Below are 22,389 nucleotides of genomic sequence, written 5' to 3'. Positions count from 1 at the left end.
CTGAATTCGTTAACCTGCCCTGCCTCATACCGAAGTTTCTATCGCCCCGGCACATACTTTAAAGGGATTCGGCGCTTCTCCGAGCCCAAAGGGCATGCTTCCCGGGACCCTGGAATTGGGCTTCAGAAGCGGCCGGATGATTTGCTTCCAGGGCCATCGTTCCCTGGCGAATAAACATTCCTCGAGTACGCACCTCACCTCATCCGGTACATTAGCCTCAATCATTGCCAGATTCAAACATTCCTGCAGTTCGATCCATAACCGTTCTTCTTTAATGCCGTAATACCGTGACAGGCTGTCAAGGATTGCGTAACTGTTGACCTGGATGCCAAGCATTTGGAAAAAGGAGAACAGCTGATGCGGCGTGTCATGATACAGAGAATTCGGATGACCCGGCCGCAATCGATACTCGGGATCTTCCAGCCCGTTGGCATTTAACCAGGGCACATGCAAACGCAGCGCATCATGATCGCGAAGCAGCAGACCTTCTATTTTCCCCCGGTTCAAGATTAGTATGGAGTTTTGTCCATGAACTTCAGGCATCATCCCCAGTCGGAACAAACGGAAACATATTTCAAAATAAGGCAGCAAAGCCTCTTTGAATAAACGCAAAACGGAGGATTCATTGACTTCCAGTCCTGTCATGCGCAGCCATTCGTCAAACAAATGCCCCTTCCTGTCCCTATCGAAAACCGTCAGAGACGACATGGGCACTAAACGTACATGTTCATGATCTGTGATTTCCGGAGGGTATTGTCTTATCATGGCGGACAAATGTCTGGGAGGATCGGCAAACAAGTCTCTGTTTTCAGGCAGATAAGCCCACCAAACGGTTTCATCGCATAGAAGCAGCCGTTTTTTCAAGACGGGGTCCCGTTCCAGCGCTTGTCTCATCAGTCGTTCCGCGCGCTGTCCATTCATAAGCTTAATGGCCGAAAGATAGCGAAGTCCGCCCAGGGAATGCATGCCCAGCGGAAGCTTGACGTGTAACTGGCCTCCATTGGCGGGCATCAATGACCGTAAGGAAGAAGTGGCGTAAAAGGTGCCCGCTTCAACGTTTAACGGTATGCAAATCCCTTTGCCGATTTCCTCTTGCAGTTGTCCAGGCAATACGGTAGACATTTGCCACGGGTGGACGGGAACAGGTACAAACTCCTCCGTACTCAGCCCTCGCCTGTCCATTTCCTCACGGATCCCGGCTTTCTGGTCTTCGGCAAGCAGCAGATCCGCCGGAGCTACCCCCCCTGTTTCTGCCTGCTTATATTGGTCTTCAATGGAATGTTCATCCAAGCCGCTAACGAGATACCGGCGTTTCACCGCCATCCAGTTCAGTTGAATCGGCCGGGCAAATTCGGCTGTATAGTTGCGGTAATCTTCCTGCGTCCAACCCAGCTTGACTTTGGAGACAGGGTGGAAAGGCCGGTCGCGAAAAGCCGCCTTTCTCTCCAGCTCCAATAATGAAGCTGCCGAAGGCAAACCCAGTATTCCTGCCGACGGTTGTTTGTTTTCAAGAGACCAGGACATTTGCAGCAATGTTTGATCGAGCATATTCATAAAGCGGTCCGCTCCGCCGGCATCTATGGCGGCCGGATCTTTCCCGTAAAGATGAACGATATGCCGCATCAGCCCCAACGGATCGAGCTTTTTCAGATAGACCGTATGGTTCTCCTCTATACGCACTTCGTACATGCCTGCGGATGCCTCAAAGCGGTATGGCTGCAAGATTGCAGGATGTACAGGAAAAACAATCATGGCCTCATGATAATCATCCAGCCGCCAGCAATAGACGCTTGCCTTAGGATGTAAAGAACCGAATTGCCGGTCTGCTGCGGCCAGTCCCATGTGACCGCGAACCATGAACTCCCATTCAGTTTGGGATAGAAGGTTCACCTCGTCGTGTTCGTCAAAAAATGTTTCCGCAAGCAATGCATTGACCAAGTCTTCCATGACCCGGCAATCGGCTTCATCAGCCGCTTCCTTCGAATGTGCGCGGGAATCGGGACCCTTATGTTCCGTCGTCATACTCTCCCTCCTCTGATTGTCCGGTATGGATATAGGGGATTCGGTACGGACTTTGGATCGACCTCCGCGTCTTTCCACAGCCGCCTTCTTGCCAATTGTTCGATTTGAATCGTTTCCGAGAACAGATCATAGTGCTCGAAATTTTGGCTGTATTGCGGATGCTCATCCTGATAGAGATAAATCACCCGGGCAACCATTTCCCAAAAATCCGTTTCCTGAAGCCCGTACTGTTCGTTTAAAAACATGCACAGCTCGCTTATGCACACAAAGAAAAACGCGCTGTGCACAAAGTCTTTGACCGCCGGGAGATCATCGGTTTGTATGAAGGAATGACGATTTAAAGCGCGATGATGAGCGGGCTCCGGATGAAGATCGGGACAAACTTCCGGTTGTCCCAGATGCTGTTTGGAAAACCGAACTCCATCGTGAAAATCTTTCAACGCCAGACGGCAAGGACGTCCCTCTTTATGAATGAGAATTATATTTTGAGCGTGGGACTCCATAGCTATTCCGTGTGCGTACAACATATGAATGATAGGGGTTATCGCAACCTCCAGCAGCCAGCGCGTCCAGTTTTCCAACCCGTACCTGCGAACCCACGGTTCAATCCATGGCTGCTCTCCGGCCATGTGGCAGAGCGCACTGAACGGAACCGCTTCTTCATCGTCTCTTAAATAGCAGTATAGACTCTTCCTCCAAATCACACCCAAGTTCCCATAGGTTTGCAGTTGTACAGTGGACGGAAGCTTCTCGTAATCAAAGGAAATTCCCGCAAATTCAGCTAAAAAAACAAAATCGAGTCTTCGAGCGGTTTCGTCATCCCTGGTTAGAGACAGCAGCCAATCCGAAACGAGGGGCGCGTTCATCACGGTATGCTTCGCCAATATTCGTTTCGTTGATGTATTGGTGATATTCAGCGCCAGCTTCATGTACGCTTTCTCTTTGTGGGAATGATTGGCCCAGCTGCGTATAGACTGCTGCGGACGGTACTCGTCGGAACCGTTGCCAAGCCGGACGATTTTCTTTTCGGATAGCTGACGATGAAAGTACGGCAGAATCATGTGCTCCCACTGCCAGGGATGAACGGGCATAAACCAGTAATCGCCGGCATCCAGCCCCTTTTCATTAAGCAAAGAAACAAAGGCTTCATACGCAGGTTTCCCGAGTTCATGCTGTATAAATGAGTTGTAGTCTGTTCCTTCCGATAAAGAAATCAGGCTCTGCGATTTGGAGACCGCCAACCATACCGGCTTTAGTTTTGTTTTAAATTCCGGTCCGTATAAGGCATTGTCCCCCAAGCTATAGCCGATCCGCGATTTGTAGCACGGATGATACGGATGGCCGTCCAAATCGCTTTCCAGATCATCGTAATCCCATGGCGTTTCCGGTATTGGAGCGACGGACTTATGGTATTGGGCCTGCAAATCTTTTACCAGCGTATGTTCCAGTTCTTGCAGCAGCATCGCCAAACGTTCATTTTTTTGAACCTGACCGAGCACTTCTTCCACAAATCCGGACAACGTTGCCGCAGTCGGGTCTTCCTTTGCTTCCTTGCGTCTTACCGTTCCTTTCTTTATGCGAAAACGGCCGAAACTGAATTGGCGTTTGCCCTCAAACATATATTCAACGGGTTCCCCTTCGTTTGTTTTTCCCGGGAGAACAAGGCGATCCTCGAAATCTCCGGACACGGGAAGCCCATGAAGGGGAACGGCAATTTCTTCATAAAGCACCGCCTCGATCAGCTGACAAAGGACTCGTTGTTCCACTTTAGCATAAATTTCGGACGAATAAGCACGAATCCAATCCTTCTCTTCTCCGCGCTGTAATGGTTCTAACACACTCATCAGTTCACGGCTCCCATCGTTCGAAAGTAATATGGCATCATCCATTTCATCTCCATGAAGCGTTTCGCTTTGATTCCATTCGTTCCCGGATTATTTCACCTCCCCGCTGCGGTTATTATCCTGCACACCGGCCATGCCGACCGGCTTGCTGTAACGGTTGGCGTCAGGGAGAGTGAATTTCATCAAGCCATTGTTGAGCAGCAAAAGAAAAGCGGAGCAAATAAAGATCGACGGTAATCCGAACCGGGAAGCGACGGCTCCCATGCCGAGCGCCCCTGCCATCCCGCCAAGAAATATGGCACAATTGACATAGCTGTAGGTCCGGCTTTCCATCCCTTTCGGCGCAAAATGACGAACGAGAACATGGATTGAAGGCATCATCCCGCCAAGGCACGCCCCCGTACAGAAACGCAGCACGATGAGCTGCCACAGTTCCTGGACAAATGCCTGCGGAACAGAGAACAGGATCGCTCCGAATGCGGCGCAGATTAACACTTTATGCGAGCCGTACTTGTCCCCTAATTTCCCCAGCTGCGGGGCGGTAATCATGTTAGCCATCCCCATCGACGCCGCCGTAATCCCGGCCAAAAAGAACAGATTATCCTGACTCGGCGCCAAGGACTGGACATACAGCGGGATGAAAGGCAAGGTGCCCACCATGGCCGATCGAATGATGGATGCGGAGACAAACAGGGATGCAATTGGTTTTCGGGATACGATTTTCCTGAAATCTTGCACAAAGTTTGTCTTTTCTTTCCGGTCTTGTTTCTCAAAGTTTTCTTTGACCAAAAAGATGACGATCAATGCCGCTATGAAAATACTTACACCGGTAAAGAAAAAGACGGCGGCGAACCCGAACCAGTCGGCCATCAATCCGCCCAATAAAGGGCCGCACATGGTTCCGGCCACAGATCCGGAATGCAAAATCCCCAATGCATACCCGCTCCGCTCCTTGGGCGTGTTCGTGGCTGTCAAGGCGATGGCGGCCGGACCGAATCCGGCCATCATCCCGTTTAATAAACGCAGGATCAGCAAGTGAATATGGCTGGTGGCCAACCCCATCAGCGTAATGGTGACGGCCATGCCAATTCCGGAACGGACAAGCATGAGCTTGCGTCCGTAGCGGTCTGCAATCTTTCCCCAAATCGGTGAAAAAATAAAGGCCGTCAGCAGGTTGGCGGCATAAATTATGCCCGTCCACCAGCGAACTTCTTCCGGATCGGTAAGCCCTAATTCCTGCAAATAAAGCGGTAAAAACGGGGTGACGCAGCTCATTGAAGCCATCGCCAGAAATTGCCCTACGTACAAAATGAACAAATTTCGTTTCCACTTTTCCACGGTGACGACACATTCCTTTCTCATTTTAAAAGGCCGTTAAACCTTATGGGAAAGCGGGCATTGGATGTCTGTCCCATAAAATAGGAATGTTAACGACTTTGGAAACGGAACGCCCTATTTTTACAAGCTTCCCGATTTTTGGGTTCGGCCGGGACCGCGTATTCATTTAGGCTTGTCCCTTGATGGGATTGGGAATATTGACAAACAATGGCATCTCTCCTTTGGACAGAAAGCAGCTTGTAAAATTCGCTTTGGCCGGCAAAACATCGCTGTACAATAAATCGTCGATGTAGGCAAGCAGCCGTTCGTCAGCTCCCGATTTTTCCTGTTCGAGCAAATGGTTGACGATGCCCCAGTAGCGTTCCTCGTCCTCCCTGCAGTAAGCCGCAATCGTATGGATCAGCGAACCCAGGTGATTCACAAAGAAATAATACTTGGTCCTCATCCAAGCTTTGGCTTCTTCATAGAGGACAGGGCTGTGATCTTCAATCAGCGTAGGGATCCAGCCTGCTTCGGCTGCTTTATGACGGTCGATGCTGACCCCTTCGAGATCCCGCACATAATAGCAATCGGGCAGTCCGTTCTTCAGGGTCAGCAGGGAATTTTGCAAATGCGCTTCAAAGCTGATCCCTTTCCCGGCTAAAATGCGAAGAAGCGGCAGCATGGAGATGTGCAAATAGCATTCCAGCCAATAAGTTAAATCAGGCAGCCGTCCTTGATCGTTTTGCCTGATCGCTTGAATCAGCTTGGGCTCCTCTTCTCCCGGAAAGCTTTCCAATAAGGAGGCCATGACAAATGTAGCGGCATGCGGCACGGCCAAGGGCCGGTAGATGACCGTAAAGCTCGATGACCAATCTTCTGAAACCGAATCGAATCCGACTCTGCTGTAGCCCGTTTCCGAAATAATTTTGAAATGCTCCGTGTTCAGCTCGTTTTGTAACCGGTGAATCACGTTGGCGGCATCCATGGTCCGTTTCGTTTGTTCCCGCGTATTTTCGCGTATCAAGTTGGTGATCCGAACATTCAGCGGCAGTTTATATCCGTATCCCCCCTCCGGATCCCACACTGTTCTTACCGAAGAAGTCGGATATACCACGGGACCGGATGGACCCAGACGAATAATGGCGGACAGATTCATCAATTCCTGAACCTCCGGCAGCCGCACAACATAGTTTGCCTGCCAGGGATGCATGGGCACCAGCACATACTCGCTTACTTTATCGCCCAATTGTTGCTGGGCATGTGCCATCACAGCCGGCGGCAGCGCTTGAGCTTCTCCATCAAGCCATTCTTCATAAACCAATTCCTTTCGGACGGCAAAGTAACTCAATTGAAAAGAAGCGCCCATTTCAGGACTGTACTGCGCAAGCTCCTCATCGGCGAACCCTTCCGAGCATTTCGGATAGGGATGAAAGGGATGACCGAAATAAAGCGATTGCTCGGAACGGACGCAATCCGGCTTCTTGTCCGCTATGGAATGCCGTTGGTTCCATTCGTACTCGATATACATGCTCATCTTGCGGAGACTGTTTTCGATGCGCGCCTTCATGTGATTCAGATGAGCCCCGCGTTTGTCAAAAGCTTCGAGATGGCTCAGCTCTTCAAGCAGCAGTGAAATCAACCGATGAATATCCAGCTTCCGAAGCGTTCCGTCTGAACTCACTTCATTAAATGCAGATCCGTAAGCATGCTGTCCGATCACAGAGTAATAAGTCAAAGTCCCCGTGATGGTCTTCCCGGTCGAGGGAAGCTTGATGACGACCGCTTCTCCTGGCTCAGGAAGGGGATTCCTTTGACCAAGCTTTAAGGCCCGTGGATCGATTACTCCGATCTCCCTGAGATAACTATTCAGCAAGGCGCGCATGGTCGCCTTTGCCGCCAGCTCCACACTTCTCACGGAGGTGGTTGCATCCGTTTGCTGCTGCAGCATTCGTATTCGTTCTCTCCTTTCTCATCCAACCGTCATCCGAATTACTCTCTTTAGGTTTCGCCAGTTTCGCTTCCGGATCAAACATACTCTCCCGCATGCAGGGCAGCGCAAGACGCATGGCAGGCTTCACTGAAAATCCGTGCAATTTCATCGATTTGCTGTTCCGTTACGATTAATGGCGGCAAAAAACGCATAACGGCGGAATGCCTGCCTCCAATCTCCAGGATCAATCCCCTGTGGAGACATTCCTGCTGAATGCGGCTTGCCAGCTTGGGATAAGCCGGAAAATGCCCCAGCTTGTCAGGCTCCTCATTGGCATTCACGATCTCTACGCCGATCATTAAACCGCGACCGCGGACATCTCCGATAAATTCCACTTTCGATTTCAGCTCGTTTAAACGATCCCTCAACCGATTTCCCAATTGCTCTGCTTTGGTTGCGATATCGTTTTCTTTTATATATTTCAATGTTGCCAGTCCGGCCGCCATAGCCATTTGATTGCCCCGAAACGTCCCGATATGCGCTCCCGGTTTCCAGGTATCCAGCTTTTTATGATAAATCACAACCGATAGCGGCAGACTTCCGCCGATGGCCTTCGAAAGGACCAGCACATCAGGGAGAATGCCGGCATGTTCGAAAGCGAACATTTTTCCGGTTCTCCCAAGTCCCGTCTGCACTTCGTCAATAATCAGAGGGATGTTTTTTTCCTGCGTAATCCGGCGCATCTCCCGGATCCATTCGACCGGCGCGGGAATAGAACCGCCTTCCCCCTGCACCGCTTCAAATATCATTCCGCAAGGAGAGACAACGCCGCTTTCAGGATCGTTTAGCAAATTCTCGATATAACGGCTGCTAATCCGATGAGTCTGCTCCCCGCCGACACCAAACGGGCAGCGATAGGCGTAAGGATACGGCAGGAAGTGTACATCCGGGATTAATCCGTGGACCCTTTCTTTTTGTCCAAGCGTCCCGCTTAGACTCATCGTTCCGTGCGTCGAGCCATGGTATCCTCCTTGAAACGAGAGAATGCTGCGATGGCCTGTTGCCGTTTTTACCAGCTTAATCGCCGCTTCAATCGCATCGCCTCCTGTCGGCCCGCAAAACTGGATGCGCGCATCTTTGGCAAATGCCTCAGGCAAGCTTGAAAATAATTCATCCACAAATTGCTCCTTCAGCGGGGTTGTCAAATCAAGGGTGTGCAGCGGCCGTTTGCTGTCCAGCATCGTTTTAATCGCGTCGATGACGACAGGATGATTATGGCCTAATGCAAGCGTTCCGGCTCCGGCAAGACAATCGTAATAAACTTTGCCGTCCATATCTTTTACATAAATGCCTTCCGCCTCAAGAATCGCGATCGGGATTCGCCTGGGGTAAGATCTAGCATTGGATTCCCGAGCTGCCTGACTCTGAAGATAGGGGTCATTTTTTGATTTTTCAGCAACATAAGCGTTCACGATATCCGTCCTCCTCCGGAAAAGTACAGAATCGATAATAATGATAATCATTATCATCGATGTCTGTTTTTAGAATAGCAGTAAGTCCAGATAGAGTAAATTCTCCAATCGAATAATCTAGATGATCTAAATGAAGTATGTTTTTCCTCCGTCCTTGCTCTCCCTATCCATCATCTGCTTCAATGTGTAAAGAAAATCCGCACCCGCCGAATCGATATCCAACGCTTTCTTCATGTTCTGAATATGTTTTTTTACCGTATTGACGCTGATATAAAGTTCATCGGCAATTCTCTTAATCGAGTAATGATTGCACAGCATTTCCGCGATTTGCTGTTGTCTCTGGCTCAACGCGGTCATATCCAACGATTCGACGCTTTCCTCATCGTTGGGTCTCTCCGCCGATTGCATGATACGCCCGGCGCCTACATATTCCAATGTTACTTTCACGTATTCTTTCATTTCCAATCGAATCACCTGATCAACAACGATTTGATGCAGCTCGCTGAGCTTGGCGCGATCCTGGTCATCTTTTGAACTGGAATCGATCGTCAGTCTTATTGTGCTTTTGGACATGCTCTCCCCTCACCATTCAGCAATAAAAATTCGCAAGGATAAAAAAAAGGAAGCGACTCAGGTTGCTCCCCTTCCCATTATGTCTTACTTAGTTTAAAGCTTTACATTGGCGGGCTGTGATACCTCCATAGACAATCAGCGGCCTATCGTTCACCAATAGATGGCAATATCTCTGTATTATCTACAATAGCGCTTCTGCAATTTCATCCACGACCAGATTGATGGCAATAGGACCGTAATAGCCGATCCACATCGTCGTGTTGACCGTATAGACCTGATTGGCTTGTACCGCATTCAGGCCTTTCCAGACGGATGTCTTTTGAAATTCATCCGTTAACTCCGTATTGGAATCATCTTTTAAGACAAAGAGGTGATCCGCGTTCAATTCCGGCATGACCTCTAACGAAATGGGCAAGCTGGTCTGCTCGTTATTCACTGCCATTTTCGGCGCTGAAAGACCGAGATCACGATACAAAATCTCTGCAGTACGATGTCCCGTCGTATGCAGCCGGATCATGTTATCGCGCGGACGGATCAAAGCAACGGTCTGCCCGTTCAGCTTGTCTGCCAACGCAGCCTTTAGATCGGCAATTTTTTGATCGTATCCTTCGAGCACCTTCTGCGCTTCCTGTTCCTTGGCGACAATTTGACCGAACTTGAGGAGCATCGTGCGCCAGTCTTCATTTCTGTCAAACATCAGTGTCGGCGCGATCTTGATTAATTTCTCGTAAACTTTCTCCTGAAACTCCGTACAAATAATGAGATCTGGAGCCGCCTCGATAATCGCCTCCAAATTAGGCTCCTCCTTCGTTCCTAACACCTTAACATCATCCAGCTTATCCGTCAGATATTCCGGGAATACCGAGCTGTCGCTCGTAGCGATGACACTTCCGATCGGCTGCTCTCCCAACGCGAGCAGTTGATCGATATACTGGTAGTCCAGCACCACAATTTTTTCAGGCTTTTGTTCGAGAACCAGTTCGCCTTTAAGGTGCTGAATGCTGCGCTGCGTGCTTTCCGCCGTTTTCCCCGCTGTATTGGCATTATCCGCTTCGCCGCGAGTGACGGCCGGCTGCACATTAACGCTGTTGGTCGGGGAGGCCCCTCCTCCACCAGATGTGCCCGAGCATGCGCCTAGCAGCAAAACAAGACTGAGCATCAAACTGATGGCCAATGACGCTTTTGAACTTCTATACATGTGTATAGCCCCTTCGTTTTTGTATTGATAATGATTTTCATCATCACCAATATCACTATATCTTCGCAATCTTCTGGCAACAATAGGGAATTGCGACAGACGAGATGGATTATGGCGACGATCGTTCCGCTGCCATGCCCGTTCCTTGAATAGACTGGGAGAAACCCCCATGTATTTTTTAAACATCCGGCTAAAATAGTAACTGTCCGTATAACCGACGGCCTCGGCAATTTGTTTTAACGGGACATTCGTCTGCTGCAGCAATGCCTTGGCTTTGTCCAGACGCACCTGAATCAAATACTCGATCGGACCCACATGCAGCCTCGCTTTGAATAACCGCTGCAATTGTCGCGCGTTGCAATCCAGCACAGCTGCCAATGAATTCAGCGTAATCGGCTCGGCGTAACGTCCCTCAATATATCGCATCGCTTGGGCAACCAGGTTCGGTTGAGTCGTCTCGCCTCCCTGCTCCTGCAGCTGATGCAGCAATTCATAAACAAATTGATGGAACAAGGCTTTGACATGGAACTGCTCCAGCGTGCCGATTTGCTGCCATTGTCGGTTCATTTGCTCTATTCCCAAAAAGAGCGGTGTCGGAAACTGGGGCGCAAAACCGTATTGTACCTGAAAAGGATTGCTTGTTTGATGCCGATGCACCAATTTTTGGCAGTATGGCGTGGTCAAGACCGCTGTATAAAATACCAGGTAATATTCGAATGCCTCCACTACCTGTGCAATATCCAGAAAAGCACCTTTGCCGGCATGACAAACATAGCACCGATCCACGGCATACTCATTCTCATCAATCAACACATGTGCCTTACCGCGAACAGTATACAGAAATACGCTGGCTGGAAGCTGATATGCGCGCAGGCTTTCGCCCGGCTGCAGGATGGCATGACGTACGTCCTGCACCCTGAGAGCCGCATGATTCCAAAGTAAGGTATGATACTGAAATAGCAACTCTCCCACCACCTGTTATTTTTTTGAATTCATTACCTTTTTCGGATAAGTTTATTATATTAATAACGATTCTCATTATCAATTATATTTTACCTGCGGCATCGGTCGTTGAAGGAATGGAAACAACAAAAGACCCTGGCAATAGGCCAGAGCCGATGCGGAAAAGCCATTTAGCATCCTCCTCGTTTGTATACGAGAAAGCCGCTCTCCTCAACGAGCGGATCCGAAACGCATTCGTAATTTTTGGAGCAAATAGAGATACACGGCACAAATGGCATAAATCAAAATATAACCCGCATGAAGTCCATAGATGGGAACAACGAACAAATAAGCGATATAGAATATAAATAACGCTGTTATACTATACGAATATCCATAAATGACGTATGGAAAAAGCCGATGATCGTCTTCGTAATGCAGTACGACAATGAGCGGAAAAAGGGTAGAGGGAAATGAACTTAAAATATTGGCCCATTTGCTGCCGACCATAGAGGCCGTTCCGGTGATCAGGATTAAAATCACTCCAACCGTTATACCTCTGATGAAATACTGCATTCCCGTGCTTTTGGTTCCCGAACCCTTCCCCTGCTGGCGGACCAGTTTCTTCATCAGGATCAGATTTAACATGAATACCGCAAAAAATATAAAAGAAGCCGATGCCACGTTTACTTCCAATGAATAAATAAAATAACCTGACAATAAAAAGGCAAAAATACCACCCGTGGATGATAAGAAAATAACGGTTCCTTTCCAATTCAATGCAAGACTTCCGGATATGACAAGATAAACGAAACAAAACACAAGAGCGGCAGCTAACCCGGCAATCCCCCAAGGTATCCCGCGAATCGTAAAATCAATCCCCTGCTCCAAAGAAATAAAATATATGGAGAGTCCCGTACCCAATGGAATCCCAGAGATCATCCCGGCCAGATGAGGATTTGCTCTTTTGGAAATCTCCGCCAATCCAAATACGATGAGAACGGAAATCACGATTTTCATGATCGTTAAGCTGAACAGTTCGTTCACCTACTTTATAGAATGCAGCAGCGGGTTGGACAGGCAGGCCTTTTACGAATGCGACCTATGTAAAATATCTTCAAGCGCCTTATCCAATGTATCGAATTTGAACGTAAATCCTTCTCTCTCCAGCCTCTCGGGAATAACCCAACGGCTTTTCAAAACCAATTCGGTTTCCGTTTTTATGACATAGGCACCTATTTCAAGCAGCCATTGGGGGGATGGCAGTCCTATTCTCATATTCATCGCTTTACGGAATTGATGCATGAGCTCACGATTGGTGACAGGGTGAGGCGATGAACAATTGAACACCCCGCTCAGTTCTTCTTTATCTCTAAGAAAGAGAATAATACGATATAAATCCTCGATATGAATCCAACTAAACATTTGATTTCCCGAACCCTGGGCACCTCCAAGTCCGAATCGGACCAGGTTTCGGATCGGATGGATAACTCCCCCGCTCTCCCCTAATACAATGGCTATTCTTAAGGCCGCTTGTCTGGTTTGGGGTAATTGAAAAGAAAAGAATGCGTTCTCCCATGCTTTGGCTACATCAACGGAGAACCCTGATCCGATTTCACCATGATCCTCGGTCATCGGCCGGTCTTCCGCATGTCGATAAATCGTAGCCGTACTGGAATTGATCCATAACGAAGGAGGGTTTTTGCATTCCAAGATGGCATTTCCAAGTATGCGGGTAGTCTCTGTTCTCGATTGCAGGATCTCTTCCTTATTTCTAGAGTTGTAGCGGCAGTTGACGGACTTCCCTGCAAGATTAATCAGCATCCCGGAAGCTTCCAAAGCATCTGCTATTCCTGCATGATCGTTCCATGAGATATGATGGTCTTGTCTGGAAATGATCTTCACTTCATATCCCAGTTCCAAAAATTTTCTCTCCAAATATTTTCCGATAAACCCCGTCCCGCCAGCTAACACCACTTTTTGGTTCATGTGATCCACTCATTTCTATTGTTCGACTGGATTATTCAAAACAGAACGATTTCCTGCTCTTCCTTTTTTTATCGTCTATCTTCACAATAAAATTAAAATGCTATATTGTAAAGCAAATTCTGACCATACCGGATGGGCGCAAGATTCAACAAAAGAAAAAGAACCGAGTGTAAAAGCTCTCGATTCTCTTACGGATCACGAGGTTATGAGATTTCATTCTCCGCTCAAATAGTTTGCCGACAAACGAATCATCGAACATGTCATGGAGCTCATCCATCAATTCCGTGGCAAGTACATCGTATTGATTCGGAAACAACGGTTCGGCAAAAACCGAAAGACCATCTACGAACAACGGTCTTCCGGTACGATGACGTACGTTGGAGGTCCGGATATAATTCTCCTTTTGCAAAGCATTGAGATGCCGGCGAATGGCCATTCCCGTTAACCCCAGATAGTCCGACATTTCCTGGACACTTACTGAACCGTGCTTCTTGAGCAGCATCAAAATTTCCCACCTTGTCGATGGTTCCCGTAAAGGAGGAGCCGCGCGTTCGTTCATGGATATCCTCCCTTCCATAGCAAGATCAAACGTTTAAAGCTAAAAAACTTTGCAAAAAGCAGCTTGCCGCTTTTGCAAAGTTTAGGTTATGACGATTAACGGATCGCTTCGTTATAGCGGCGATTGACTTCCTCCCAGTTGACTACATTCCACCATGATGATAAAAAATCCGGCCTTTTGTTCTGATATTGCAAATAATCGGCATGCACCCATACATCGACGACCAGAATCGGCATTTCACCTGTTCAAAGCTGCCGTAATGCTTTTCAATCCCCTTCTCAATATTGCCGTAAGGCTTCCCGCCGCCGGTCGGACTCATGACCGACCAATACAAGCTATGACCGTAAATGATTGGCACCTGTTTCCAAGTCTGGTGGAAGCGATCAGCCTTCGCCTTCGAACGGCCCATCAATGGCTATCATCGACGAACCGTTCAAAGGCAACCGTTTTGTTTACTGCGCACAGTCAGCCTGGTTCACCGCAAGCAAATATCGAATTTATTCAAGCATTCTCTGAACTGGCTAAGGTCGTAGCAGATCAAGCAACCTGCCAACATTGGATGCTTGCCTATCGAAGCGCAGGTCCTGCACCCCAGACATGGCTGAAACCGGATGTGTTTGACAGGATGGAGGAAGTGGCACAGGAAGGCGGCAAAGCTGTTGTCGTCTGCGACTTGTTATCTTTAACGGAAAATGTCGAGGCGATATTCGATTGCAGAATCAATAGCCAGCTTAAAGCGGAAGCTTGCGGATTGGAGTTTGTTTCCACCGAATTTCTGAACGATTCCGCTGATTATATTGATGCGCTTGCAGCAATGATACATGAAAGAATGATTCAATCGAGCACGGTTTATTGAACGTTAATCCCCTCCCTCGTACCACAATTCGAGAGGCAATCCTACCAGAGCTTTTCCAATCCATTCGCGAGCAATATTATTCGATGGTCCCATGGCAATCCCCGCCCTGGCATCGCGGTAAAGTCTTTCAAATATGCCTCGTTTGTAACCATAGCCGCCGGTTACGTCCAACGCCGCTTTCGCCGCTTTGTTCGCAACCTCGGCCGCATGAATTTTAAATTCGACCAGCGGCAGAAGCAGTTCAACCTGCTGCCGCCCTTGTGCTTGAAGTGCGTCTAATTGTTTAGCCAGGGAAAGCTGCCACGGCTTCAAACTTTCAATTAATACCTTGACCTCGGCAAGTTGCTGGCGAATGACTTGGTAATCCGCCAGTCTTTTATTAAAATCACGATGCACCATTGCTTTCACATAGTCAACAGCCGATTCCAACGCAGCCTCAGCTACCCCCAACCACGTCGAACCGAGGCCTATGAGGTAAACGGGTGAAACGCCGCTTTCCAAAATTTCGCGACCTTGTCCCTCCAAGCCCAGTTTATCTTCCGGGCGAATCCGGACGCCGTCGTATTTTATCGGACCGCTGTGGTTTCCTCTAACCCCCAATGCGTCCCAAACGCCGGCGTTGATTCCCGGAAGCTTGCCGTCCACGATAAAAAAGCTGACGTCCGTCGGCGTTTGCGCGCCGGGGGATTTGGTTTGGAAGATGTAGAAATCGGCTTGACCCGCGCTTGTTGTGAACGATTTTTCAGCGTTTATAATGTAGTCCTCTCCATCACGGGCGGCTTCGCTGAAATTATACCACCAGTGGCCCCCGGAAGCTTTTTCGCTTGTCGAATACGTTCCGATCCTTCCCTGGCGAACGGGCTTCAACCATCTTTCCTTTTGGTCGTCGTTCCCGTATAAAACGATCGTCTGCACCGCGCCTACATGCATTACATATACAAGTGACGTTGACGCACACCCTTTTGCGATTTCTTCCGTAGCAATGGCGAAGGCCACGTGATCAAGTCCCTGACCACCCCATTGCTCAGGGATTAACACACTGTTCCAACCCGCTTCCGCAAGCGCCAGAAGGTTCTCTCTGGGAAAAGCCCCTTCCCGATCGATCGTTTCCGCTCTCGGTTTGATGTCCGTCTCGACGAATTCACGGATTTGTCTACGAATCGTATCATAATCGAATCTCTGATCCAAGGTATTGGCTTGAATACTCAACTCCATTCACTCCTCTCCTTGATTGTATTATTGAGCAGCAGCGCTCAGAAGTGCGGCTTCCTTTGCTCTGACAAGCGGAATGACCTTCTCTCCAAAAATACGAATATCTTCATCGTAATGCAAGAACCCGGTAAGGATGAGGTTGACACCAATTTTTTTCAGCTCAATGATGCGGTCTGCGACCTGTTCGGCCGTTCCGATCAAGCCTGTCTTAAAACCGTCGTTATATTGTACCAAATCGTCAAAATTAGAGTTTGCCCACATTCCCTCCCTTTCAGGAGAAGCCTTGCCGGCGAATTGGACCTGACTCCGAAATCCTTCTACCGCTTCTTCATCCGCGTAACGGATAATATCCCGCAGCACTCGCTGCGCTTCTTCCTCCGTATCCCTTACAATGACAAAGGCATTGACTCCGAATTTCAGCCTCCGCTGATGTTCGGCGGCCAGCTGATTCACTTCAGCGATTTGTTTCCGGAAGCCATCTGCCGTATTGCCGTTCATGAAATACCAGTCCGAAACACGGGCTGCCATTTGGCGCGCGGCGAACGAATTACCGCCCTGGAACACCGGCGGGAGGACCTCGGGCTTCGGTTTGAGAGGAGCCCCGTTGATTCTGTAAAAATCGCCCCGAAAGCTCGTTTCCTCTTCCGTCCATAATTGCTTCAGCACCCTGATAAACTCCTCGGATCGGCGGTAACGCTCGTCATGATCCAGCCATGGTTCCCCGTAGCCGTAAAATTCTCCCTTAAACCACCCGCTGACGACATTAACCGCCGCACGACCTTTACTGATTTCATCTAGCGTGGAGATGGCCTTAGCGATCGGACCTGGATGCCATAGCCCCGGAAGAACGGCGGCAATCAGCTTCAGTTTCGTGGTGACGGCTGCCAAAGCCGATGCGAGAGTAATGGCTTCCAATTGATTTTCGGCTCCATAACTGGCGATAAACCGGGTCTGAAGCAATGCGTATTCGAAGCCCGCTTCTTCCGCCTGTTTGGCATATCTCGCATTGTCCTCAAACGTCCAGCCCGTTTTTTGAGGAATCTTGGAAATGACCAATCCTCCGCTTACATTGGGTACCCAATAGGCGAATTTTAATGACATGCTAATCCCTCTTTCCGCAAATGTTTTATAAAGACAGGGGACCTGCCCGTGGCTGATGGCTTTATCACGAAAACGGCATATTTGTTGTGTCCCCGACCTTTCGTCAAATCATAATGCTTCCCAAATTCTGCAAATGGAACAATCTCTATTGTCGGCTAAATAAAAAGGAGGCTCTCCACTTCCTGTGGTTCGCCTCCGGTTTTCCGGTCGTATTCGGGTTGTATACAGCAGCATTAAGCTTTTACTTCCTTATGATGGCCCTACTTTGTTCGATACGCTTTGCATAAACGCCTCCAGGCATTCCGTCAACCCTCCGCTGCCAAATCGGATAAACTTCTTATTACTATCCTTCTGAACGCGGCTGACGGCAAAAGTAAAGAAACGAAGCAGTATGGTTCTTCTTGCCCGAATATCCGTAAAGCCTCTGCGGTACAACCAGATCTCCGCCGTATTATAGATCCCCCGATTGATTTGGAAAGACTCGCAGCAGTACCCCATAAACATCAGATCCGGCCAGTTAACCGGGGATTCCTCCATTACCTGCATGGTTAACTTTTCATTCGAGATACGTACTACGGTTTGCTGCGGGTACTCATCCACTTCCCCTTCTTTCAAAAGGACCATTTGCAATCATTTTCTCCTTTTCCAGTATTCCCAACATCTCTCACACCGGCTTCGTGCTTTTCACCTTATTGGTTCCAATTAGAGAAATGCCGCAGCCCGAATCGGATCTCCCCGATGCTGCCGTTGAGCTGAATCCTCTCACATCTCCTCGAATTTATCTTTATTTAAATAGAATACGAGACCTTCAACTGCGCTTCTTGCTCCAAACTCGTATCACGCTCCATAACGCGGTCCAAAATCAGCTTTTCAAAATAGGCGAAGCCGCTATCCCGCTCCCTCGGCCGAGGAAGCGTAATGGCGACATCGAGCGCGATGGCTCCGTCTTTCATCAATACAACACGATCGGCAAGCGCCACCGCCTCGCTCACGTCGTGGGTTACAAGAATGGCAGAGAACCGCTGTTTTTGCCACAGCTTCTCAATCAAATCCTGCATGTCGATGCGTGTCAACGCGTCCAATGCCCCTAACGGTTCGTCAAGAAGGAGCAGCCGCGGGTTTCCCGCCAACGCTCTCGCAAGCGCTACTCTCTGGCGCTGCCCGCCTGACAGCACACCCGGCCATTCGTTCGCTTTATCCTCCAGCCCTACCATCCGGAGGGCCTCCAAAGCGCGCTCCTTATTTCCGTCTCGCACACCGATCCGAACGTTCTCCAGCACTTTCTTCCAAGGCAGCAGCCTTGCGTCCTGAAACAGAACCCTCGTATCCGGATCAATACCCGTGATTTCCTTCTTATCCAGCAGCAGCGTTCCTTCCGTCGGCTCATCCAAACCTGCCACCAGACGAAGCAGAGTACTCTTGCCGCAGCCGCTCCGTCCCACAATCGCGATAAATTCGCCGGACTTGATGTTCAGGTTCAGCTTCTCCAGCACCCTCACGTCGCCAAACCGCTTGCTCACGTCGTTGATGGCCAAGTGAGAGCCCAGCACTCCAGTTTTCATGATCATTCTCCTTCCTTTCCAATCCTTGCTTATCCCTTCCGATAGTTCGGATGCCACTGAAGGAATAATCCTTCGAAATACTTCGCGATCGAATCGGACAGCTTGCCAAGCAGTGCGTACAGGATAATGCTAAGCACGACGATATCCATTTGCATAAATTCGCGGGCGTTCATCGCCATATAGCCGATTCCCGAATCGGCGGAAATCGTCTCCGCCACAATGAGAGAGATCCACATGATGCCCAACGAGAAACGAACACCAACAAGAATCGATGGAAGCGCCCCCGGGAGAATGACTTTCCAGAAGAGCGGCAGCCCCCGTAAACCATACACCCTCCCCATCTCAATCAGCCCCGGATCCACCGTACGGATCCCGTGGAACGTATTCAAGTAGATCGGGAATGCAACGCCAAGTGCAACCAGAAACAGCTTCGCCGCTTCACCGATGCCGAACCAGAGGATGACGAGCGGAATAAGCGCCAGATGCGGAATGTTGCGGATCATCTGGACCGATGTGTCAATCAGCTTCTCGGCCAGAGGAACAATGCCGTTCAACAGGCCGAGTATTAACCCTATACCGCCGCCGATGGCGAAACCGATCAACGCACGGGTTGTGCTTGTTCCAATATAATCAAAGAGCATTCCGTTACCGATCAAAGTAAACAACGATTTCACCACAGCAACCGGAGTCGGCAGTATGCGTGTAGAAATGATTCCTAATTGCCCTAGAATTTGCCATAGAATGACAAGCGCAGCCGGAACGATCCAGACAAACCACGATTTATTTTGCCACTTTCGCAGGAGGCTGACTGTTCTTTTTCCCTGCATATTCCGCCACCTCTTTCGCACGGTTTTCCGCGACCTCGCCCGGAAGCTCGTTATTGGCGATCAATTCGCCGAACGGACTGACATATCCTTGTCTTTCCGACGTGCCCTGAGGCCGGTCAAGAGGCAGCAGCGGGAACAACAGCTCCGCCGTCCTGTACGCCTCCTCAAGATGCGGATATCCGGACAGGATGAACGTTTCGATGCCTAGCTCCGCGTATTCTTTCATCCGTTCGGCAACCGTTTCAGGGTCGCCGACGAGGGCCGTCCCGGCGCCTCCCCTGACAAGACCGATTCCTGCCCACAGGTTCGGGCTGATTTCCAGAGATGCACGGCTGCCGCTATGAAGCTGCGCCATGCGCTTCTGCCCTTCGGAATCAAAGCGCTCGAATATTTTTTGCGCCGCTTCAATCGTCGCGTCATCGACATATTGGATAAGCTCGTTCGCCGCTTTCCAGGCCTCCTCGTTCGTTTCGCGTACAATCACGTGCAGCCGGATGCCGAAGCGGATCGTTCTGCCCTGTTTGGCGGCAAGCTCCCGAACGTGTTCAATCTTCTCCTTTACCTGTTGCGGAGGCTCGCCCCAGCTCAAATATACATCGACATGCTCGGCCGCCACCTTATGGCCGGCTGGCGAGGAGCCGCCAAAGTAGAGCGGAGGATACGGCTTCTGGATCGTCGGGTAAACCACCTTGGCTCCGTTGACACGCAGGTGGGTACCCTCAAAGTCGACTTCCTCGCCCAAAAGCTCCTTCCGCCAAATATGCAGAAATTCATCGGTCAAGTCGTAACGGCCATCATGATCGAGGAACAATCCATCTCCGGCAAGCTCTACCGGGTCTCCTCCCGCCACTATATTAATAAGAAGCCTGCCGCCGGAGATGCGGTCGAAGGTGGACGCCATGCGCGCCGCCAAAGTCGGAGACATCAGCCCCGGACGGACCGCTACAAGAAACTTCAGCTTCTCGGTCGAAGAGATCAGGGAAGATGCCGTTACCCAAGCATCCTCGCAAGACTTGCCTGTCGGCAGAAGAACACCTCCGAAACCAAGACGGTCCGCCGCTTCCGCAATCTGCTTCATATACTGAAAATCGACTGCACGTGCGCCCTTGGTCGTCCCCAGATACCGGCTGTCCCCATGCGTCGGAATAAACCAAAACACTTCCATTGAAATCCCTCCATACCGCTTTTTTATTTATTCTTTAAAACCGCATCTTTGACTTGAATAGGCTTCGGAATAAGTCCGAGCTTCTCGAACGTATCCGCAATCCGCTGCTGCTCGGCGATGACCTCCTCACTGATTTGCTGCACGCCATATTCGCGTCGTCCGGAAGCAAGCTCCAGCGACGGAACGTCGATGCCAAGCTGAGCGGACAACAGCTCCGTAAGCTCCTTCAAGTTCGTCTTCGCCCATTCATCTACCTTGTCCAGTTCTTCAAGCAGTATAGCAGTAAGATCAGGGTTTTTCTCGACAAAGCTACGGGAGGCCAAATAAAATTCATGATTGCTTACAACACCCGTACCGTCAGCCAAAATGGTTCCTTTCGTAGCCGTTTGAGCCGCTGCCAGGAACGGATCCCAGATGACCCATGCATCCACGCTTCCTCTCTCGAACGCTACTCTGGCATCCGCCGGCGGAAGGAATACCGTCTCCACATCTTTATATTGAAGGCCAGCCTTCTCCAGCAGCACCACCAGCAAATAGTGGACATTAGAGCCTTTATTGAGCGCTACCTTTTTCCCTTTGAGATCGGCAACCGATTTGATCGGAGAGCCTTGCGGCACCAGAATCGCTTCGCCTTGCGGACTCGGCGGCTCATGCGCCAAATAGACGAGAGGCGCGCCGGCTGCCTGGGCGAAAATCGGCGGGGCTTCGCCGGTATGTCCGATATCGATGCTGCCGACATTCAGCGCCTCAAGAAGCTGCGGGCCTCCGGGAAACTCGGTCCATTCGACCTTCACGCCTTCTTTTCCAAGCCTCTCTTCCAGAACCCCTTTCGCCCTCAAAAAATTCATCGTGCCGTATTTCTGATAGCCAATCCTGATAACCTTCGCCTGGTCGCCGCTATTACCACCATTATCGTTTGTAGAAACCGCAGGTTTCTCCACGCTGCCGCAAGCGGGAAGCGCTAATGCAAACGCGATTAAAGCCACAGCTATTACGATTTTCCGTATCATGATATGATTTTCACACTCCCAATGCAGTGGCGATATTTAGGCCTTAACCGCGTTCTCAGACTCCCGTTTTCTCTCAATTCTCCATGCAGTCTCCCGAATCAGCTCTGCAACCGAGTTTTCAAGACGAGACTTTAATTCCTCTTCCAATTCGTAACCGCCTTGCTCGGTTTTCGCGACCCAGCTGTCGACTGCAAATACGCCGCCAAGCACATGTCTTGCGCCCAAAGCGGCCAAAACCGGCTTCAACGCATAATCGATCGATAGCAGATGGGAAATTGTACCGCCGATAAACAAAGGGAGCACAATCTTGCCCTCAAGCGCACCCTGCGGCAGCAAGTCCAGGTACGTCTTTAAAACTCCCGTGTACGAAGCTTTATATACCGGGCTCGCTACAATCACCGCATCGGCTTCTTGAACCTTCCCGTTCGCGAGACGCACATCCTGGCTGTCGAATCTTGCGTAAATCAAGTCATCGGGGGGCAGCTCGGTCACCTGAACCCAGTTCAATTGAACGTTCCCTGAGGCCTGCAACTTTTCCTCAACAAACCGGGTAAGTCCATTCAACCTCGATACCTTGTTCGGGCTCCCGACAATGATTGCGATCTTCAAATTCTGTTTAGCCATCCAATACCCCTCCATAATGTTTTTTCAGCGAACGCAAAAAAGGAGACGCACCCCTCCATACGTTCAAGGAATGTCATCTCCGGCTGTCCGGTGGATAAATCCTATATGAATACTTGGATTTCTTAATAAGGATAATTGTACCACTGGAACACTTCATCTGTCAATGATTTTTTCTGTTCTGCA

General features: G+C 49.7%; 19 protein-coding genes and 1 pseudogene. 1 reads left to right on the top strand and 19 read right to left on the bottom strand.

Going from position 1 to position 22,389, the window contains the following annotated elements:
• Positions 1-24 precede the first annotated feature (24 nt).
• The 11 genes and pseudogenes from NR121_RS06650 to NR121_RS25175 all read right to left on the bottom strand — a co-directional run.
• A complete protein-coding gene (locus tag NR121_RS06650; RefSeq protein WP_256830969.1) occupies positions 25-2,022 on the bottom strand; it encodes an IucA/IucC family protein in 1,998 nt (665 codons plus the stop codon).
• Complete coding sequence (locus NR121_RS06645; protein ID WP_256830968.1) at positions 2,019-3,866, bottom strand: IucA/IucC family protein; 1,848 nt, start codon at positions 3,864-3,866, stop codon at positions 2,019-2,021. The genes NR121_RS06650 and NR121_RS06645 overlap by 4 nt, the downstream gene beginning before the upstream one ends.
• A gap of 90 nt (positions 3,867-3,956) precedes the next feature.
• A complete protein-coding gene (locus tag NR121_RS06640; protein ID WP_256830967.1) occupies positions 3,957-5,204 on the bottom strand; it encodes an MFS transporter in 1,248 nt (415 codons plus the stop codon).
• A 166-nt stretch (positions 5,205-5,370) separates the two neighbouring features.
• Positions 5,371-7,134, bottom strand: coding sequence for an IucA/IucC family protein (locus NR121_RS06635; protein ID WP_137669793.1), 1,764 nt, complete (start codon positions 7,132-7,134; stop codon positions 5,371-5,373).
• Positions 7,135-7,211: 77 nt separating this feature from the next.
• The gene (locus NR121_RS06630; protein WP_249929469.1) at positions 7,212-8,588 is read right to left on the bottom strand and encodes an aspartate aminotransferase family protein; all 1,377 of its coding nucleotides are present in this window, start codon (positions 8,586-8,588) and stop codon (positions 7,212-7,214) included.
• 126 nt (positions 8,589-8,714) lie between these two features.
• Complete coding sequence (locus tag NR121_RS06625) at positions 8,715-9,161, bottom strand: helix-turn-helix transcriptional regulator (protein ID WP_054817729.1); 447 nt, start codon at positions 9,159-9,161, stop codon at positions 8,715-8,717.
• A gap of 181 nt (positions 9,162-9,342) precedes the next feature.
• Positions 9,343-11,322, bottom strand: a complete 1,980-nt coding sequence (locus NR121_RS06620; protein WP_137669794.1) for an AraC family transcriptional regulator — start codon at positions 11,320-11,322, stop codon at positions 9,343-9,345.
• A 210-nt stretch (positions 11,323-11,532) separates the two neighbouring features.
• Positions 11,533-12,348, bottom strand: coding sequence for a hypothetical protein (locus tag NR121_RS06615; RefSeq protein WP_171005818.1), 816 nt, complete (start codon positions 12,346-12,348; stop codon positions 11,533-11,535).
• A 42-nt stretch (positions 12,349-12,390) separates the two neighbouring features.
• Positions 12,391-13,290, bottom strand: a complete 900-nt coding sequence (locus NR121_RS06610) for a TIGR01777 family oxidoreductase (RefSeq protein WP_054817727.1) — start codon at positions 13,288-13,290, stop codon at positions 12,391-12,393.
• Positions 13,291-13,435: 145 nt separating this feature from the next.
• Entirely contained in the window at positions 13,436-13,849 is a 414-nt protein-coding gene (locus NR121_RS06605) for a helix-turn-helix transcriptional regulator (RefSeq protein ID WP_256830964.1), read from the bottom strand.
• 95 nt (positions 13,850-13,944) lie between these two features.
• Positions 13,945-14,195, bottom strand: a pseudogene (locus tag NR121_RS25175) (superoxide dismutase); the annotation flags it as partial.
• Here NR121_RS25175 and NR121_RS06595 point away from each other — a divergent pair.
• Positions 14,109-14,705 carry a ferrochelatase gene (locus NR121_RS06595; protein WP_306277221.1) on the top strand — a complete coding sequence of 199 codons (597 nt, stop codon included), beginning with the start codon at positions 14,109-14,111 and terminating at the stop codon, positions 14,703-14,705. The pseudogene NR121_RS25175 and the gene NR121_RS06595 overlap by 87 nt on opposite strands.
• A gap of 3 nt (positions 14,706-14,708) precedes the next feature.
• Here NR121_RS06595 and NR121_RS06590 read toward each other — a convergent pair whose 3' ends face one another.
• The 8 genes from NR121_RS06590 to ssuE form a co-directional block, all read right to left on the bottom strand.
• Positions 14,709-15,920, bottom strand: coding sequence for an acyl-CoA dehydrogenase family protein (locus tag NR121_RS06590; RefSeq protein WP_074726761.1), 1,212 nt, complete (start codon positions 15,918-15,920; stop codon positions 14,709-14,711).
• A gap of 21 nt (positions 15,921-15,941) precedes the next feature.
• Entirely contained in the window at positions 15,942-17,018 is a 1,077-nt protein-coding gene (gene sfnG / locus NR121_RS06585; RefSeq protein WP_054817724.1) for a dimethylsulfone monooxygenase SfnG, read from the bottom strand.
• 249 nt (positions 17,019-17,267) lie between these two features.
• Positions 17,268-17,642: a hypothetical protein gene (locus NR121_RS06580; protein ID WP_054817723.1), complete on the bottom strand. Its 375-nt coding sequence runs from the start codon at positions 17,640-17,642 to the stop codon at positions 17,268-17,270.
• 164 nt (positions 17,643-17,806) lie between these two features.
• Positions 17,807-18,580 carry an ATP-binding cassette domain-containing protein gene (locus NR121_RS06575; RefSeq protein ID WP_054817784.1) on the bottom strand — a complete coding sequence of 258 codons (774 nt, stop codon included), beginning with the start codon at positions 18,578-18,580 and terminating at the stop codon, positions 17,807-17,809.
• A 29-nt stretch (positions 18,581-18,609) separates the two neighbouring features.
• Positions 18,610-19,407: an aliphatic sulfonate ABC transporter permease SsuC gene (ssuC, locus tag NR121_RS06570; RefSeq protein ID WP_054817722.1), complete on the bottom strand. Its 798-nt coding sequence runs from the start codon at positions 19,405-19,407 to the stop codon at positions 18,610-18,612.
• Positions 19,361-20,572 (bottom strand): FMNH2-dependent alkanesulfonate monooxygenase, encoded by a 1,212-nt coding sequence (gene ssuD, locus NR121_RS06565; protein WP_074726759.1) that lies wholly within the window; start codon positions 20,570-20,572, stop codon positions 19,361-19,363. Before ssuD ends, ssuC begins: the two co-directional genes overlap by 47 nt.
• A 23-nt stretch (positions 20,573-20,595) precedes the next feature.
• On the bottom strand, positions 20,596-21,582 hold the full coding sequence (locus NR121_RS06560; protein WP_074726758.1) for a sulfonate ABC transporter substrate-binding protein: 987 nt from the start codon (positions 21,580-21,582) through the stop codon (positions 20,596-20,598).
• A 36-nt stretch (positions 21,583-21,618) separates the two neighbouring features.
• Positions 21,619-22,206 (bottom strand): NADPH-dependent FMN reductase, encoded by a 588-nt coding sequence (gene ssuE, locus NR121_RS06555; RefSeq protein ID WP_054817721.1) that lies wholly within the window; start codon positions 22,204-22,206, stop codon positions 21,619-21,621.
• Positions 22,207-22,389: the final 183 nt, after the last annotated feature.

The sequence above is a fragment of the Paenibacillus sp. Pae15 genome (assembly GCF_024519685.1).
Classification (GTDB): domain Bacteria; phylum Bacillota; class Bacilli; order Paenibacillales; family NBRC-103111; genus Paenibacillus_G; species Paenibacillus_G naphthalenovorans.
This window is presented reverse-complemented; position numbering and strand designations above follow the sequence as displayed.